The 16,576-nt window shown below is 72.7% G+C and carries 17 protein-coding genes; 7 read left to right on the top strand and 10 right to left on the bottom strand.

What is annotated here, in order from left to right; translation table 11 throughout:
* Positions 1–9: 9 nt before the first annotated feature.
* The 4 genes from Cch01nite_RS07425 to Cch01nite_RS07410 are packed head-to-tail and all read right to left on the bottom strand — an operon-like array spanning position 10 to position 2,488.
* The gene (locus tag Cch01nite_RS07425; protein ID WP_203751160.1) at positions 10–633 is read right to left on the bottom strand and encodes an aminodeoxychorismate/anthranilate synthase component II; all 624 of its coding nucleotides are present in this window, start codon (positions 631–633) and stop codon (positions 10–12) included.
* A 1-nt stretch (position 634) separates the two neighbouring features.
* On the bottom strand, positions 635–793 hold the full coding sequence (locus tag Cch01nite_RS07420; protein WP_203750594.1) for a hypothetical protein: 159 nt from the start codon (positions 791–793) through the stop codon (positions 635–637).
* A 49-nt stretch (positions 794–842) separates the two neighbouring features.
* Positions 843–1,652, bottom strand: coding sequence for a class E sortase (locus tag Cch01nite_RS07415; protein WP_203750592.1), 810 nt, complete (start codon positions 1,650–1,652; stop codon positions 843–845).
* Positions 1,649–2,488: a DUF881 domain-containing protein gene (locus Cch01nite_RS07410; RefSeq protein ID WP_203750589.1), complete on the bottom strand. Its 840-nt coding sequence runs from the start codon at positions 2,486–2,488 to the stop codon at positions 1,649–1,651. Before Cch01nite_RS07410 ends, Cch01nite_RS07415 begins: the two co-directional genes overlap by 4 nt.
* Before the next feature lie 185 nt (positions 2,489–2,673).
* Here Cch01nite_RS07410 and Cch01nite_RS07405 point away from each other — a divergent pair, with 185 nt between their 5' ends.
* A complete protein-coding gene (locus Cch01nite_RS07405; RefSeq protein WP_203750586.1) occupies positions 2,674–2,922 on the top strand; it encodes a cell division protein CrgA in 249 nt (82 codons plus the stop codon).
* A gap of 433 nt (positions 2,923–3,355) precedes the next feature.
* On the opposite strand, the gene Cch01nite_RS07400 is transcribed toward Cch01nite_RS07405, so the two are convergent.
* Positions 3,356–4,156: a rhomboid family intramembrane serine protease gene (locus tag Cch01nite_RS07400; protein WP_239070024.1), complete on the bottom strand. Its 801-nt coding sequence runs from the start codon at positions 4,154–4,156 to the stop codon at positions 3,356–3,358.
* 70 nt (positions 4,157–4,226) lie between these two features.
* Positions 4,227–4,766, bottom strand: a complete 540-nt coding sequence (locus tag Cch01nite_RS07395; RefSeq protein WP_203750583.1) for a peptidylprolyl isomerase — start codon at positions 4,764–4,766, stop codon at positions 4,227–4,229.
* 121 nt (positions 4,767–4,887) lie between these two features.
* Between Cch01nite_RS07395 and Cch01nite_RS07390 the strand changes: the two genes are divergently transcribed.
* The 3 genes from Cch01nite_RS07390 to Cch01nite_RS07380 all read left to right on the top strand — a co-directional run bounded on the left by Cch01nite_RS07390 (position 4,888) and on the right by Cch01nite_RS07380 (position 10,767).
* Complete coding sequence (locus Cch01nite_RS07390; protein WP_203750580.1) at positions 4,888–5,763, top strand: YtxH domain-containing protein; 876 nt, start codon at positions 4,888–4,890, stop codon at positions 5,761–5,763.
* Positions 5,764–5,964: 201 nt separating this feature from the next.
* Positions 5,965–9,144: a glycoside hydrolase family 9 protein gene (locus Cch01nite_RS07385; RefSeq protein WP_203750577.1), complete on the top strand. Its 3,180-nt coding sequence runs from the start codon at positions 5,965–5,967 to the stop codon at positions 9,142–9,144.
* Positions 9,145–9,363: 219 nt separating this feature from the next.
* Positions 9,364–10,767, top strand: coding sequence for a cellulose binding domain-containing protein (locus Cch01nite_RS07380; protein WP_203750574.1), 1,404 nt, complete (start codon positions 9,364–9,366; stop codon positions 10,765–10,767).
* A 19-nt stretch (positions 10,768–10,786) separates the two neighbouring features.
* On the opposite strand, the gene Cch01nite_RS07375 is transcribed toward Cch01nite_RS07380, so the two are convergent.
* The 3 genes from Cch01nite_RS07375 to Cch01nite_RS07365 all read right to left on the bottom strand — a co-directional run bounded on the left by Cch01nite_RS07375 (position 10,787) and on the right by Cch01nite_RS07365 (position 13,409).
* Entirely contained in the window at positions 10,787–11,611 is an 825-nt protein-coding gene (locus Cch01nite_RS07375) for an ABC transporter permease (RefSeq protein ID WP_203750571.1), read from the bottom strand.
* Positions 11,608–12,414 (bottom strand): ABC transporter permease, encoded by an 807-nt coding sequence (locus Cch01nite_RS07370; RefSeq protein ID WP_203751156.1) that lies wholly within the window; start codon positions 12,412–12,414, stop codon positions 11,608–11,610. Before Cch01nite_RS07370 ends, Cch01nite_RS07375 begins: the two co-directional genes overlap by 4 nt.
* Before the next feature lie 71 nt (positions 12,415–12,485).
* A complete protein-coding gene (locus Cch01nite_RS07365; protein WP_203750568.1) occupies positions 12,486–13,409 on the bottom strand; it encodes an ABC transporter ATP-binding protein in 924 nt (307 codons plus the stop codon).
* A 165-nt stretch (positions 13,410–13,574) separates the two neighbouring features.
* Here Cch01nite_RS07365 and Cch01nite_RS07360 point away from each other — a divergent pair, with 165 nt between their 5' ends.
* The 3 genes from Cch01nite_RS07360 (at position 13,575) to Cch01nite_RS07350 (ending at position 15,991) form a co-directional block, all read left to right on the top strand.
* Positions 13,575–14,708 (top strand): hypothetical protein, encoded by a 1,134-nt coding sequence (locus Cch01nite_RS07360; protein ID WP_203750566.1) that lies wholly within the window; start codon positions 13,575–13,577, stop codon positions 14,706–14,708.
* A 154-nt stretch (positions 14,709–14,862) separates the two neighbouring features.
* Complete coding sequence (locus tag Cch01nite_RS07355) at positions 14,863–15,225, top strand: hypothetical protein (protein ID WP_203750564.1); 363 nt, start codon at positions 14,863–14,865, stop codon at positions 15,223–15,225.
* 109 nt (positions 15,226–15,334) lie between these two features.
* Entirely contained in the window at positions 15,335–15,991 is a 657-nt protein-coding gene (locus tag Cch01nite_RS07350) for a GNAT family N-acetyltransferase (protein ID WP_203750562.1), read from the top strand.
* Here Cch01nite_RS07350 and Cch01nite_RS07345 read toward each other — a convergent pair.
* Complete coding sequence (locus Cch01nite_RS07345; protein ID WP_203750560.1) at positions 15,988–16,485, bottom strand: YciI family protein; 498 nt, start codon at positions 16,483–16,485, stop codon at positions 15,988–15,990. The two genes, Cch01nite_RS07350 and Cch01nite_RS07345, sit on opposite strands and share 4 nt — an antisense overlap.
* Between the last annotated feature and the right edge of the window lie 91 nt (positions 16,486–16,576).

Genomic DNA, 16,576 nt, shown 5'->3' with positions numbered 1-16,576 from the left:
CCCGACCCGTCAGAGGCGCACGAGCGGGTGGAGGCCCTCCGAGCGGGCGACGGCCTCGTCGTCCCCGCAGATCTGCAGCCAGTTCGCGAGCAGCCGGTGCCCGCCCTCGGTCAGCACGGACTCGGGGTGGAACTGCACGCCGTGCAGCGGGAGGGTGCGGTGCTGGAGGCCCATGATGATGCCGTGGGCGGTCGCGGTGACCTCGAGCTCGTCGGACACCGTGCCGTCGACGACGGCCAGCGAGTGGTACCGGGTGGCCGTGAACGGCGACGGGAGGTCCGCGAGCACGCCGTCGCCGTGGTGCGCGATCTCGCTCGTCTTGCCGTGCATGAGCTCGGGCGCGTGCGTCACGGTGCCGCCGAACACCTCGCCGAGGGCCTGGTGGCCGAGGCACACGCCGAGCATGGGCGTGCCGGTCGCGGCGCAGTCGCGGATCACCTGGATGCTCTGGCCGGCCTCCGCGGGGGTCCCGGGGCCGGGTGACACGAGGACGCCGTCGAACCCGGTGCGCTCCGCGAGCGGCGGCACGGCGTCGTTGCGGACCACGACGGTCTCCGCGCCGAGCTGGTTGAGGTAGCCGACGATCGTGTAGACGAACGAGTCGTAGTTGTCGATCACGAGGATCCGCGTCACGTCACTCACCCACTGTGGTCTCGTTGAACGGCATGAAGGGTGCCACGGCCGGGAACACCCACAGGAAGCAGACGGCCAGCACGACGAACGCCGCGACGACCAGCGTGACCACCCGCACGGCCGCCGGGCCGGGCAGGTGACGCCACAGCCATCCGTACATCAGCGACCCCTTCCCGGTCGAGCGATTCGTCGAGCGACTCGTCGAGCGTTCATGATGCGCCACCGAGGAGCTCGGCGGGGGTGCCGTCCGCGACGGGCGCCCAGTAGTCGAGGGTCCCGTGCACGATGAAGCGCTGCCGGGCCGAGAACATCGGGTGGCAGGTGGTGAGCGTGATGAGGCGCTCGGTCGGCGTCGCGGTCGGGTCGCCGGGCACGGGGGCGATGACGGAGACGTTCGAGGGCGCCACGATCTCCGTCGACGTCACGCGGTACACGTACCAGGTGTCGGCGGTCCGGACGACCAGCGGGTCGCCGACCTGCAGCTCCTGGATGCGGTTGAACGGCTTGGCGTACGTGGTCCGGTGGCCCGCGACGGCGAAGTTGCCGACGCCGCCCGGCATCGCGGTGCCCGGGTAGTGGCCGACGCCCAGCACGTCCAGCACGGTCGCCCGGTCCACGCCCTGGCTGATCGGCCGCTCGGGCTCCCCGTCCCAGCGCGGCACCTGGATCGTCGCGAACGTCGTCGCGTGCGGCGGCTCGGCCAGCACGGGCGGGTCGTCGTGGCGCGGCGGTGCGACGACGGGTCCCGACGCGGAGGCCGTCGGGCTCGGCACCGGGTCCCGCTCGAGCTCGCGGACGACCTGCGCCTGCGCGCGGTTGCCCTCGACGTCCGTCCACCACAGCTGCCACGCGAGGAACGCGAACAGCAGCACGCCCGCGGTGATGAGCAGCTCGCCGACGACGCCGAGCGTGCCGTAGACGACGTGACCGGTGCGCCGTGTCCTCGCGGCCTTCGCGCGGGAGCGCGCCTGCGACCGCGTCGGGGCCTGCTGCGGCTCCGAGGGGGTCGGGTCGCTCACGGCTCGTTCCTCGGCCCGGAGGTCGTGCCGGACGTCGGCCTGGGCTCCTCGGTCGCTCCGGGTTCGGTGCTCGTCGCCGGGATGCCGGGCAGGATCTCGACCCCTTCCGGGACGGTCGCGGAGGACAGCTCGGTGGCGCCCGAGTAGGCGGGCAGCTCGAGCGGATCGGACGCGACCGTCACCGACCAGCCGAGGCCGACGTCGCCGGCGTCCCGCACGTACGCCTGGACGGCCGGGGACGCGGACAGGGCGGCCTTGAGACGGGCCGGGTCACCGATCGCGCGCACCTCGTACGGCGGCGAGTAGCGCCGGCCCTGGAGGATGAGGACGTTCCCGATGCACCGCACGGCGCTCGTCGAGATCACCCGCTGGTCCATGAGCGTCATCGCCTCGGCGCCGCCCGCCCAGAGCGCGTTCATGACGGACTGGATGTCCTGCTGGTGGACGACGAGCACGTCCGCGCTGACGTCGGCCAGCCGCAGCGAGTCCTCGGGGGCGTCGTCGAGCTTCACGGTGAGCCCCGGCCCGACGACGGGCGTGCTGCCGCCCTCGACGACGTAGCCGAGGCCCGGGGACCCGACGTCGTGACCCGAGTTCTCGTCCTCGGTGAGCGTGTCGACCTCGCCGCGCAGCGCGTCCACCTGCGACGACAGGTCTTCGACGCGCGACGCCTCGACCTCGGTGAGGTCGGCGAGGTCCTCCGGGTGACGGTCCCCCGTCGCGCGCGCGAACTTCGCGTTGGCGGCGAAGATGGTCCCCGACAGGGCCAGCACGAGGGCCACCGACAGCGTGCCGCGCGCGACCAGGCGTCGCTTGCGGTGCGGGTGCTCGGTCACGGACTGCTCCTGGAGGGGCCTCGCCGGGTGGTGGTGGCCACTACGCTAGGTCACGATGTGCCCGGCCGGTGACGCCCAGCGTGGTCGGTGGGGACGTCGACCGCCGTTCCACCCGATCTGCCGATCGGCGACCGCCGCCCCTGCGCGACCGGCCGCCCACACCGCCGCTGACAGGAGCCCCCGACGTGCCTGAGTCGAGGTCACGCAAGAAGGCTGCGTACACGCCGCCGCCCGCGAAGTCGTCGGGCCCGAAGGTCAACCCGCCGTGGTTCGTGCCCGTGATGCTCGGGCTCATGGTCGTCGGCCTGGTGTGGATCGTCGTGACGTACCTGTCGCAGTCCCGGTACCCGGTCCCCGGCATCGACCAGTGGAACCTCGCCATCGGCTTCGCGTTCATCATCGCCGGCTTCAGCATGACGACGCGCTGGCGCTGACCAGCCGCTCCCCCGCACAGCCGCCACCTGCACCGACGCCCGCCGGGTCGACGCCTTCCGTCGGCCCGGCCTTCGTCATGCTCGCTGACGGGCGTCGGGCGTCGGGAGGCCGGTGCCGGGCGTCGGGTGGCCGGTGCCGGGCATCGGGCCGAGGACGGCCGCAGCATCCTCTGTCCCCACGCTGTCCCCATGTGGACAGTTCGCTGAGGACGACGGTCACAGTGTGCTGACCTGCGGAGATGTCCGCTCCATCCCCAGTGGTGCACAAGTCTGTGGATAACTACACGGGTGTAGTTCCACACCTGTGAGTATCGCTGGGGATCGTCGCGAGGGCCCCGGATCGTTCGTCAGGAACGATCCTGCGGGCGGGTGTGCGGGGTGCGGACGCGCGACGACGCGCGGTCGCCCGGAGGGCGAACGTCGGGCGAACGGCTCAGAGGAAGCCGTAGGTCGCGTACACCGAGACGGTCGCGAGGAGCATCGCCCCGCCGACGAGCGCGGGCGCGAGCCACGCGGTGACGGCCCGCCGGGCGGGCGGTGCGTACGCGTACGCGGCGCCCAGCAGGGCCCCGACGACGAGGCCACCGAGGTGCGCCTGCCACGCGATGCCGGGCACGACGAACCCGATCACCACGTTGAGCACGATCACGCCGAGGATCCCGGCGGCGTTCCCCTGCAGCCGGCGCAGCACCACGAGCACCGCGCCGAACAGGCCGAACACGGCACCGGACGCGCCGACGACCGCGACCCCCCAGGTGCCGAGCGGCTCGGCGAGCAGCAGGCAGCTGACGGAACCGGCCACGGCGCTCAGCAGGTAGAGCGTGAGGTACCGCGCCCGTCCGAGCGCGGTCTCCAGGAAGGGGCCGACCATCCACAGCGCGATCATGTTCGCGATGATGTGGAGGTAGCCGCCGGGGGAGTGCAGGAACGCGGCGGTGAGGAACCGCCACGGCTCGTCGGCACCGATCACCGGCGCGAAGAGCCACTGACGGGTCCAGCCCGGCACCGCCAGCTGAAGCACGAAGCTGACCACGCAGACGGCGATGATGCCGATGGTCACGACCGGCGGACCGGTCTGCCGCCGGCCGCCCAGCGGGGTGCGGCCCGCCGGCGACGTGGCGGTCGAGCGCGCCGCCTGGTTCACGCAGTCGACGCACTGCACCCCGACGGCCGCCTGACGCTGGCAGTCCGGGCACACCGGCCGGCCGCACCGCTGGCAGCGCACGTACGACACCCGGTCCGGGTGTCGCGGGCAGACCGGCGGTGCGACCGGGGTCGCGGCGTTCTCGGTGATGGGGACCCGCTCAGTCTTCGACGGTGATGGAGCTGATGACGACGTCCTCGACGGGCCGGTCACCGGGGCGCGTCGGCGTCGCGGCGATCGCGTCGACCACCGCGCGGCTCTCCGCGTCCGCGACCTTGCCGAAGATCGTGTGCTTGCCGGTGAGCCAGGCGGTCGGCGCGACCGAGATGAAGAACTGCGAGCCGTTGGTGCCGCCGACCTTGCCCGTCGCGGGGTCGAGGCGCTTGCCGGCGTTCGCCATCGCGAGCAGGTAGGGCTCCGTGAAGCCGAGCTCGGGGTGGATCTCGTCGTCGAAGTTGTAGCCCGGGCCGCCGCGGCCGTTCCCCAGCGGGTCGCCGCCCTGGATCATGAAGCCGGAGATGACGCGGTGGAACACGACACCCTCGTAGAGGGCGTCCGTGCGCTCCTGGCCGGTCGCGGGGTCCGTCCACGGCTTGGTGCCCCGGGCGAGACCGACGAAGTTCTCGACGGTGTTCGGCGCGTGGTTCGGGTACAGCTCGATCCGGATGTCACCGGCGGTCGTGTGCAAGGTCGCGAACATGGCGACAAGTCTCGCACGCACGCCGCTGCGAGGTCCGAGGACCGGTGGCAGAGTGGGTGCTCAGTGCCCCGACCTGCACCACCGCTGACGCGAACGACCCACCGAACCGCCGGGAGTGGATATGCCCGTCACGAAGACCAGCCACAAGCTCGATGTCGACACCGAGCACCTGAAGGAGCAGGCCGCCGACCTCGCCGCGAGCGCCAAGGAGGCGGCCGCGAAGGCCGGCGACGCCGCCTACCAGGCGAAGGAGTGGACGACGCCGAAGGTCGAGGCGTTCATCGACTGGCTGCTCCCCCGTGCCGAGCACCTGTACAAGGAGAGCCTGAAGGCGGCGGCGCCGAAGGTCGAGAAGGCCGCCGAGACGGTGTCGCCGGCGATCGACACCGCGCACGACAAGCTGGTCGACGACCTCATCCCGCGGCTCGTGACGGTGCTGAACGACGCGGCGGCCCGCGCGGGCGCCACCGCCGAGCACGTCGCGGACGTCGCCGCGGACAAGGCGTCGAAGAGGTCGGCGGCGATCGCGGCCGCCGTCGTCGAGGCCGCCGAGGAGAAGCGCAAGCGGCACACCGGCGCGAAGATCTTCTGGGTCCTGACCGGCATCGCCGTCGCCGGGGCGGCCATCGCCGCGTGGTCGAGGTCCCGCTCGCAGGTGGACCCGTGGGCCGAGCCGTGGGAGCCGTCCGAGTCGCTGGGCAGCTCGGGGCACCACCACAGCGCGTCCGCGGTGGTGGGCGACGCGGCGGACGCCCTGGGGGAGGCGGCGGGCGCCGCGGTCGCGAAGGGCCGCGAGGCGAGCCGGAAGGCGGCCGAGACGGTCGCCGGCGCCAAGGACGACCTCTCGGACAAGGTGGCGGAGGCCAAGGAGGACCTGACCGAGAAGGTCACCGAGGCCAAGGACGCCGCCGCCGAGACGGCGAAGAAGGTCACCCGTCGCGCCGCGCCGAAGTCGACCACCAAGCCCGACGAGGGCAACGAGGGCCCGGCGATCTGACGTTCCCGACGACCCCGGTCCGCGACGGACCGGGGTCGTCGCACGTCCGGGCTCCCCCGGCGCTGGTTGAAACGATTAGGGCGTTGACCCTCGATCCGCCGTCTGTGGACGATGCGCAGGCGCGTCGTACCGGGGCGACTGCGAGGCCGAGGTCCGGAGCGGCGACGCCGTTCCCGACCGTCCGAGCGCCGAAGAGGTCTCATGTCCCGCCACCCACGCCCACCACGACACCGGGGCGCGGCCGCCCTGGCGTCGGCCACCACGCTCGCCGTCGCCGCCGGCCTGCTCGTCGCCCCGCTCGCCGGGGCCGCCCAGGCCGCAGAGCCGACGTACAACTACGGCGAGGCCCTGCAGAAGTCGATGTTCTTCTACCAGGCGCAGCGCTCCGGCGACCTGCCCGACAGCTTCCCCGTCAGCTGGCGCGGTGACTCCGGCCTGCAGGACGGGTCGGACGTCGGCAAGGACCTCACCGGTGGCTGGTACGACGCCGGGGACCACGTGAAGTTCGGGCTCCCGATGGCGTTCAGCACCACGATGCTCGCCTGGGGCGCGATCGCGTCGCCGTCCGGGTACTCCAAGGCTGGGCAGCTCGACGAGCTGAAGGACAACCTGCGCTGGGTCGACGACTACTTCGTCAAGGCGCACACCGCCCCGAACGAGCTGTACGTGCAGGTCGGCGACGGCGAGGCGGACCACAAGTGGTGGGGCCCCGCCGAGGTCATGACGATGGCCCGGCCCGCGTACAAGATCAGCGCGTCCTGCCCCGGCTCGGACGTCGCGGCGGAGACGGCGGCGGCCCTCGCGTCGTCGGCGATCGTCTTCAAGGACGACGCGACGTACTCGGCGAAGCTCCTCACGCACGCCAAGCAGCTCTACTCGTTCGCCGACACGTACCGCGGGAACTACTCCGACTGCGTCACCGCGGCGTCCGCGTACTACAAGTCGTGGTCCGGCTACCAGGACGAGCTCGTCTGGGGCGCGTACTGGCTCTACAAGGCCACGGGCGACGCGACCTACCTCGCGAAGGCCGAGTCCGAGTACGACAAGCTCGGCACCGAGAACCAGACCACCACGCACAAGTACAAGTGGACGATCGCGTGGGACGACAAGACGTTCGGAGACTACGCGCTGCTCGCCATGGAGACCGGCAAGCAGAAGTACGTCGACGACACGAACCGGTGGCTCGACTACTGGACCGTCGGCGTCAACGGCCAGAAGGTGCCGTACTCGCCGGGCGGCGAGGCCGTGCTCGACTCGTGGGGGTCGCTGCGGTACGCGGCCAACACCTCGTTCGTCGCGCTCGTCTACTCCGACTGGCTCGCCGACTCGAGCCTCAAGTCGCGGTACCACGACTTCGGCGTGCGGCAGATCAACTACGCGCTCGGCGACAACCCCCGCAAGTCGTCGTACGTCGTCGGCTTCGGCGCCAACCCGCCGACGAAGCCGCACCACCGCACCGCGCACGGGTCGTGGCTCGACAGCATCGCCGACCCCGTCGACGACCGGCACGTCCTGTACGGCGCCCTCGTCGGCGGCCCGCCGTCCGCGAACGACGCCTACACCGACAGCCGTCAGGACTACACGGCCAACGAGGTCGCGACCGACTACAACGCCGGGTTCACCAGCGCCCTCGCGCGGCTCAGCCAGGAGTACGGCGGCACGGCACTGACGAACTTCCCCGTCGCGGAGAAGCCGGACCAGGACGAGCTGTTCGTCGAGGCCCAGCTCAACCAGCCTCCCGGCGCCACGTTCACCGAGGTCAAGGCCATGATCCGCAACCGGTCGGCGTTCCCCGCCCGGTCGCTCAAGAACGCCACGGTCCGGTACTGGTTCACGCTCGACTCCGGCGACTCCGCCGCGAACCTCACCCTGTCGGCGAACTACAGCGAGTGCGGCGCGCAGACCGCCAAGCCCGTGCAGGCGAGCGGCAACCTCTACTACGCCGAGCTGAGCTGCGTCGGGCAGAACATCTACCCCGGCGGCCAGTCGCAGCACCGGCGCGAGATCCAGTTCCGCGTCACCGGCGGCACCGGGTGGAACGCCGCGAACGACCCGTCGTTCGCGGGCCTCACCACCACCGCGCTCGCCAAGACCTCGGCGATCACGATGTACGAGGCCGGCAAGCTCGTCTGGGGCACCGAGCCCACCGGCGTGCCGACCGACACCACGGCGCCGACCGTCCCGGGCACGCCGACCGCGTCGGGCATCACCTCGACCGGCGCCGTCCTCGCCTGGACCGCCTCGACCGACGCCGGCAGCGGCGTGGCGGGCTACGACGTGTACCGGGTGACCGGCACGACGCAGACGCTCGTCGGGTCCTCGACGACGCCCGCGTACACGCTGACCGGCCTGTCCGCCGCGACCGCGTACTCGTACGTCGTCAAGGCCAAGGACGTCGCCGGGAACGTGTCGGCCGCCTCCGCCGCGGGCACGTTCACGACGCTCACGGGCACCACCCCGGACACCACCGCGCCGTCGGTGCCGGGCACGCCCGTGGCGTCGTCCGTCACGACGACGGGGGCCACGCTCACGTGGGCCGCGTCGACGGACAACACGGGTGGCAGCGGCCTCGCCGGGTACGACGTGTACCGGAACGCCGGCGGCGAGTCACCGGTGCTCGTCGCGTCCACGACCAGCGCGTCGTACACCCTCACGGGCCTGACGCCGGCGACCGCGTACACGTACGCGGTGCGGGCCAAGGACGTCGCGGGCAACGTGTCGGCCTCCTCGACGGCGGTGTCGTTCACGACGCTGACGCCGCCCACCGACACCACCGCGCCGACCGTCCCGGGCACCCCCGCGGCGTCCGCGATCACGCAGACCGGCGCGACGCTCACCTGGACCGCGTCGACCGACGCGGGCTCCGGGGTCGCCGGGTACGACGTGTACCGGGTGCAGGGCACGACGCAGACCCTCGTCGGCTCGCCGGCCACGGCCACGTTCGCGCTCACCGGTCTCACGGCCGGCACGTCGTACTCCTACGCCGTGCGGGCGCGGGACGTCGCCGGGAACGCCTCGGCCGTCTCGTCGGCCGTGACGTTCTCCACGCTGCCGACCACCACGACGGGCGGCTGCAAGGTGACGTACTCGGCGAACAGCTGGAACGTCGGGTTCACCGGCTCGGTGAAGATCACCAACACCGGCACCACGCCGCTCACCTGGACGCTCGGGTTCACCTTCCCGTCCGGCCAGCAGCTCACGCAGGGCTGGAGCGCCACCTGGACGCAGACGGGGTCCGCCGTGTCCGCCGTCGGCCTCGGCTGGAACGCGACCCTCGCACCGGGGGCCAGCACCGACATCGGGTTCAACGGCTCCCACACGGGCACCAACACGAACCCGACGGCCTTCACCGTGAACGGGGTGGCCTGCACGGTCGGGTGATCCGGGCCCGACGCAGGACACCGGAGGCGGCACTCCTTGTGGGAGGGGTGCCGCCTCCGGCACGTCCGGAGGTCGCGGTGTCGCCGACGCGAATCGCTTTGGCCCGTTGACCTGCGGGTTCCGGTGTCGTCACGATGCGCAGGCGCGTCGCGCCGGGGGAGCGCGAGCCACAGGACAGCGGTGTCCAGGCGACCCCGCTCCGGCGCTGACGAGGTCCTCATGGCACGACCGTCCGGCACATGGCTCCGTTCACGCACCACACCGCTCGCGGCGCTCTCGCTCGCCGCCGCCCTGCTCGTCGGCGCACTGACCACCGACGACGCCCGGGCGGCAGCTCCCGCGGCGACCGCCACACCCACGGCGACGGCCACACCCACGGCGTCGGCGACGACCACGGCCTCGCCGACGCCCGCACCGACGCCCGCACCGACCGGGTCGACGCAGCCCGGGAAGGTCACCGGCATCACGCCGACGGACGCGACCGGCACCACGATCACGCTCGGGTGGACGGCGGTGCCGGGCGCCGTCGCCTACCGCGTCTCGCAGCTCACGGGCGACGTGATCGGCGGCGTCGGCACCAGCGCGGTCACGCACTACACGATCACCGGCCTGACGCAGTCGACCGAGTACGTGTTCTTCGTCCGGGCGGTCGGGTCGGGCGGGGTGCTCGGGCCGCTGTCCGACGCCGTCGACGCGTCGACGGTCCGCGAGATCGTGCGCGACACGACCCCGCCCTCCGCCCCCGGGGCGCCGGTCGCGACCGCCGTCACGGCGAGCGGTGCCACCCTGTCCTGGACGGCGTCGACGGACCCCGGCGGGACCATGGCGCCCTTCGGCGTCGCCGGCTACGACGTCTACGTCCTGCAGGGCGACACCGAGGCGTTCGTCGGGTCGTCGTCGACGACCACGTACGAGGCGACGGGACTCGCCGCCGGCGCGTCGTACTCGTTCGTCGTCCGCGCGCGGGACCGCACCGGCAACCGGTCCGCCGCGAGCCCGGCGGGGACGTTCAGGACGCTGCCGGGCAAGCCCGGGAAGGTCACCGGCCTCCACCAGACGAGTGCGACCGGCACGACGCTCACGCTCGTGTGGGACGACGTGCCCGGCGACGTCACCTACCAGGTCGAGCAGATCTCCGGCGACGCGATCGCCGTCGTCGGCACGAGCGCGGTGGCCCGGTACACCGTCACCGGCCTGTGGCCCATGCGCGAGTACGCGTTCCAGGTCCGGGCCGTCGGCTCCGCCGGCGACGTCGGGGTCGCCTCCGACGTGCTCCGGGCGTTCACGCTCGACGACGTCATCCCGGGCCCCGGCTGCACGGTGGCCTACTCGGCGAACGGCTGGAGCACCGGGTTCACCGCCCGGATCAGGCTCACCAACACCGCCACGTCCCCGCTGACCTGGACGCTCGGCTTCACGTTCCCGACCGGCCAGAAGGTGACGCAGGGCTGGAGCGCCACGTGGTCGCAGACCGGCTCGGCCGTCACCGCCACGGGTCAGCCGTGGAACGCGGTGCTCGCGCCGGGGGCGAGCACCGACATCGGGTTCAACGGGTCGCACGGCGGCACGAACACCGCGCCGACCGCGTTCACGGTGAACGGCGCACCCTGCATGGTCGGCTGACCCCGTCAGGCGTCAGTCGTCAGTCGAGGAAGAGCGCCCGCAGCCGGGTCGTGGTGAACGTCAGCCCGACGACGACCATGACGACGTAGTACGCGACGTGCACGTACATCGACGGGTCGAGGACGCCCAGCGTCAGCCCGCGCACCAGCTCGACGCCGTGCCACAGCGGCATCGCCTTGATCAGCCACTGGATCGGCTCGGGGTACACCGACAGCGGGTAGAACGTCGCCGAGAACAGGAACATCGGCAGCATGACGAACGTGACCCAGTCCATCTGCTGGAAGGTCTTGAGGTAGCTCGTCACCGCCATCCCGACGGACGCGAACCCGAACGCGACGAGCAGCACGGCGGGCACCGCCGCGACCGCCGACCACGCCAGGTTCAGGCCCATGACCTGCATGACCGTGAGGAACCCGAGCGCGTACACGCCGCCGCGCAGGAGCGCATACGAGATCTCCCCGAGCGCCACGTCGAGCGGGCCGATCGAGGTCGTCAGCTGCGCCTGGTAGAGCTTGCCGAAGTGGAGCTTGAAGAAGACGTTCCACGTCGAGTCGTAGACCGCGCCGTTCATGGCCGAGACGGCGAGCAGGCCGGGGGCGATGAACGCCGCGTACGACACCGTCTCGCCCGTCGGCAGCGTGAGGTCGCCGACGAACGAGCCCAGCCCGTACCCCATCGCGACCAGGTAGAAGACCGGCTCGAAGAAGCCGGACAGCACGACCGCCCAGTTCGAGGACTTCGTCGCCGTCAGGCTGCGCATCAGGATCGCGCGCGCGTTCCCCGCGTACAGCGCGCGGACACCGCCGCCGCGCCGCACCGGTGCCGGGGCCGTGGTCGTCGTCATCCGCGCAGCCTCCTCACGAACACGCGCCGCGCGAGCACCCAGCCGGTCGTCGCCATGACCAGCAGGATCGCCAGGTGCACGCCCACCGGCCACGCGCCCGGCGGCGACCCGTACGAGAGCGACCGGCCGATCTCCGTGGCGTGCCACAGCGGCGACAGCCAGCCGATCCACTGCAGCCACACCGGCATCGTGTCGAGCGGGTAGAACGTGCCCGAGAACAGGAACAGCGGCGTGAACACGAACCGCTGGACCATCGCGAACTGGCCCTTGTCCTCCGTGATGCTCGCCGCGTACGCGAGCAGCGGCAGGCCGAACGCGAGGCCGCCGAGCGTCCCGACCAACGGCATGAGGGCACCCGTCCACGGGTCGACGACCGCCCCGAACGCCACGATCAGCACGTAGTACGCCGCCGTGGTGAGCAGCATCCGCACCACGACGGCGAACACGATGCCGCCGACGATCTGCTGCGGCTGCACGGGCGACGCGTTCATCCCCCAGTACAGGCGCCGCCACTTGAACCCCGACATCACGACGTACGTGAACTCGCCCATCGTGATGCCCACCGCGGACGACGCCAGCAGCGCCGGGGCGACGAACTGCAGGTACGTCACCGGGCCGTCCGCGCCGTCGGCGACCGAGACCTCGATGAACGCCGCCAGCCCGAGGCCGATGCCCAGCAGGTACACCAGGGGCTGGCCGATGCCCTCCATGACGATCGTCCACGCGTACGCGCGCATCGCGCGCCACGTGTGCTCGGCGACGTACCACCAGCCCAGCCGGCGGGGGAGGGCGCCCGCGGACATCGCCCGGCTCGTCGCGTCGTCCGTCGCCGGCGCCGGCGTCGGGCTGCTCGGGGGACCGCTCGTGTGCGTGCTCACTCGATCAGGCTCCGTCCCGTCAGCCGGAGGAACACGTCCTCCAGGCTGGACCGCCGCACCAGGCTCGTCGTCGGGTGCAGGCCCAGGTCCGTGACCCGCTCCAGCAGGGCCTCGCCGTCGTCCGTGTACAACAGCACCCGGTCCGGAAGTACCTCGATGCGCTCCGCCAAGCCCTCGAGCCGTGCGGCCGCGTCCGCGTTGCGGTCCGACCCGAACCGCAGCTCGGCGACCTCGCGTGACGCGTACTGCCGGATGAGCTGCGACGGCGACCCCTCGGCCATGATCCGGCCGTGGTCGACCACGACGAGCCGGTCGCACAGCTGCTCGGCCTCGTCCATGTAGTGCGTGGTCAGGACCAGCGTCGTGCCGCGCTCCTTGAGCCGGAACAGCCGGTCCCACAGCACGTGCCGGGCCTGCGGGTCGAGGCCCGTGGTCGGCTCGTCGAGCATGAGGATGCGCGGCTCGTTGATGAGCGCCCGCGCGATCGTCAGGCGACGCTTCATGCCGCCCGACAGGTCGTCGACCTTGTTCCTCGCCTTGTCCTCGAGCTGCGCGAACGCCAGGAGCTCGTCCGCGCGCTTCGCGCACACCGCCTTCGGGATGCCGAAGTACCGCCCGTACACGATGAGGTTCTCGCGGACCTTCAGCTCCGGGTCGAGGTTGTCCTCCTGCGGGACGACGCCGAGCTGCGAACGGATCTCCGGGCCGTGCGCGTCGGGGTCGAGGCCGAGCACCCGCAGGTCGCCGGCCGTGCGGGACGACACCGCTCCGACCATCCGCATGGTCGTCGACTTGCCCGCGCCGTTCGGTCCGAGCAGGCCGAACGACTCGCCCGCGGGCACCTCGAAGTCGATGCCGTCGACCGCCGTGAGGTCGCCGAACGTCTTGGTGAGGCCACGGGCCGCGATGACAGGGGTCACAGCGGTTCAACGTAGACCGCGGCACCGACACCCGGCACCTGGATAGGCCGATCGGGTCGAACCCAGCGGGCCGAACCGGGGCGATCCTCACCACCGCCTCCTCACCGACCCCCCGTCGTCGATCGAAGCGTGCAGCCAGCGTCGACTCACCTCAGGGGGCCCACCGTGCACCGTCCCGTCGTCACCTCACGACCAGTCCGGCTGCTCCGCAGAGGGGCGGCCGTCGCGTCGAGCGTCCTCGCGCTCGGCGGCGTGCTGCTCACCGGAGGTCCGACCGCCGCCCAGTGGAACGCGATCCACGTCGCGCAGGCGAAGCACACCGCGCTCGTCGAGCGGGTCCGGGTGCTCCAGAAGGTGAGCGCGGCCGACGCCGACTGGAACGACCGGCAGCAGCATCGTGCCGCCGTCGCCACCAGCGCCGCCGTCCGCTCGCAGCTCGCCGCCGAGCTGACCGCGCTGCGCGGGCGGCTCGACGCCGTCCAGGCCGCGGTCGTCGGCGCCCCGGTCGAGGCGGGCAGGGAGAGCCTGGTCGACACGGCGACCGCTGCCGTCACGTCCGCGCGGGCCGTGGTCGACGCGGGATCGCTGCTCGGCGCGCGGCCGCTCGTCGTGCAGGCCGAGGCGGCGGCCGTGGAGGTCGCCGCGTCGGTGCAGGCCCGCGCGGCGGCCGAGGCGGCGGCTGCCGCTGCGGCTGCGGCGGCCGCTCAGGCGGCGGCGGAGCAGGCCGCGGCCGAGCAGGCGGCGGCCGAGGCGGCCGCGGCGCGTCGGGCCACGACGAAGCACGGGTCCGCGAAGCAGCCGGCCCCCGCGCGGGCCGCCGCACCGGCGCGCAGCAGCGGCGGCGGTGACGGCGCTGCCGCCGCACCCGCGTCGTCCGCGTGGGACGACGTCCGCGCCGCGGCGGCCGGTGCCGCCGGGAGCTACGGGCTGTCGGTCTCCTGGGTCGCGACGACCGCGTGCGGGCAGTCCGGCTCCGTGTCGGCCGGCTCGTTCTCCATCCGCGGCTGCAGCAGCTCGGGCAGCTCGACGATCCAGCTCTCGTTCGGCGGCGGTGACCCGGGCGCGTACCAGGGGTCGCGGAGCAAGCTCGTGTCGTACGTCCGGGCCGTCGCGCTGCACGAGGCGGCGCACAAGCAGATCGAGCGGCTCACCGGGACGATGTTCCCGACCTCGCGGTACGAGGCGCTCGCCGACGCGTACGCCGCGACGTACCTGGGGATGCCGGCGTCGCTCGCGTCCTACGGGTTCACCGGGGACGACGTGGCGCTGGCCGAGGCGATCCACGACAACCGCTGGTGATGCCGACGCCGCAGCACGCCGGAGGCCCGGCGGCGGGACGCGTGGACATCCACAGGCGTCCCCACGCCAGGGCCACCGACCACCTGCGGCACGGCTAGCCTCGCCCGGGATCTGGGAGGTCACGTGCGCACGAGACTCACACTGCGGCGACCCGGTGGCGTGTCCACCGACGTCGTCGTCACGACCGACGCCGGCGCGACCGTCGGCGACATCGCGGAAGCCGTCGCGCGCGTCGACGGCCTCCCGGCGGGCGCGACGACGGCGGGGGGCCGCCAAGCGCAACGGTCACCTGCTGCTCGCCGAGGCCGAGACCAGCACGTGGGGCTCGTCGTGGCCGCTCGTCGCGGACGTCCGCAACGGCCGGCGCGGGCTCGTCCTGCAGCCCGACCACCTGGACGGCGACGCGCTGTTCCGGACGCCCTTCCCGCGGATGGCCCGCGCCGAGTTCCCGGTGGGTCGCGGGGTGTACGTGGAGTCCGGCAGGCTGCGTCGCGTGCAGATCCCGGTGGCCGACTGAGGCGGTCCCGCGAGGAGGGCGGCGTCGCTGCCGGGTGCGTCGCGCCCGTGCGCGACGCCGCCGGGGATTCCGCATGACCGGCCCCACCGGTCCCTGACAGGGTGGCGGCGTGGACCTCGCCGACCTCTGGCCGCCCGCCGGCCTGCGTGTGCAGCACGACGACCTGGAGCTCCGGTTCCTCGACGACGACCTCCTGCTCCGACTCGCCGACCTCGCACGCTCCGGGGTGCACGCCGAGGACCGGATGCCGTTCGCGTTCCCGTGGACACGAGGCACCCCCGACGAGGTGGCCCGCAGCGTGCTGCGCTACCAGTGGGCGACACGGGCGCACGTCGACCCGGACGACTGGAGGCTCGAGCTCGCCGTGCTCGTCGGCGGGGAGCTGGTCGGCGTCCAGGGCGCCGTCGCGACGAAGTACCCGGTGACCCGCACCGCCGAGACCGGCTCGTGGCTGGGCCTGCGGTTCCACGGGGCAGGCATCGGTACCCGGATGCGGCTCGCGATGCTGCACCTGCTGTTCGACGGGCTCGGCGCGCAGGAGGCGACCACGGGGGCGTTCACCGACAACGCCGCGTCGCTCGCCGTGACCCGCAAGCTCGGCTACCTGGCGTCGGGTCGGCGCCGGCTGGCCCGTGAGGGTGAGGTGGCCGAGTCGCTGTCGTTCTCGATGTCCGTCGAGCAGTGGCGCGCCCGACCCGCGACGATGCGGCCACCGGTCACCATCACCGGGGCGGAGGCCGTGGCCGAGCTCCTCGGCGTCGCCTAGAGGAGCGGTCGCCGGACGCGCTCGCGCGGCAGCCCGGCGCTGGCCGGATCCGCGGCCGCGTCGGCGGTGCCCCCGGTGACGCCTGCAGTGACGCCTGCGGTGGCACCTGCCGTGACGCCTGGCGTGACGCCTGCGGCGACGACCCGGGGTCGCGGCTTGAAGCGACGGACCTCATGGGGCCAGCCGCAGCCGGCGGCGACCTTGGCCGCCCACCGCTTCGCCTCCTCGTCGTCGGCGACGTCGACGAGCGCGAAGCCGCCGAGGAACTCCTTGGTCTCGACGTAGGGGCCGTCCGTGACGAGGGTGGTGACGCCCGTCGGGTCGGCGCTGTAGACCGGTCCGTCCTCCTCCTCGAGGCCCCCGGCGAACACGTACACGCCGGCGGCCTTCATCTCCTCCACGACCGCCATGGAGGGCTGCACGCGCCCGCGGAACCATTCCTCGGAGTGGTCGCCCACCCACTGCTGGTTGAAGTAGATGAGGTACTCAGGCATTGACTTCTCCTCTGCGTCGGCGCACCTGGTCGTCCGCGTTCACCTACCCGACGAACGGGCGGCGGTGGATCCGACAGGGCTGGCGTCCGAG

It is taken from the genome of Cellulomonas chitinilytica (genome assembly GCF_016862675.1).
GTDB classification, from domain to species: Bacteria; Actinomycetota; Actinomycetes; order Actinomycetales; family Cellulomonadaceae; genus Cellulomonas; species Cellulomonas chitinilytica.
The sequence above is the reverse complement of the archived record's forward strand: the minus strand, read 5'-3'. Positions and strand labels throughout refer to the sequence as shown.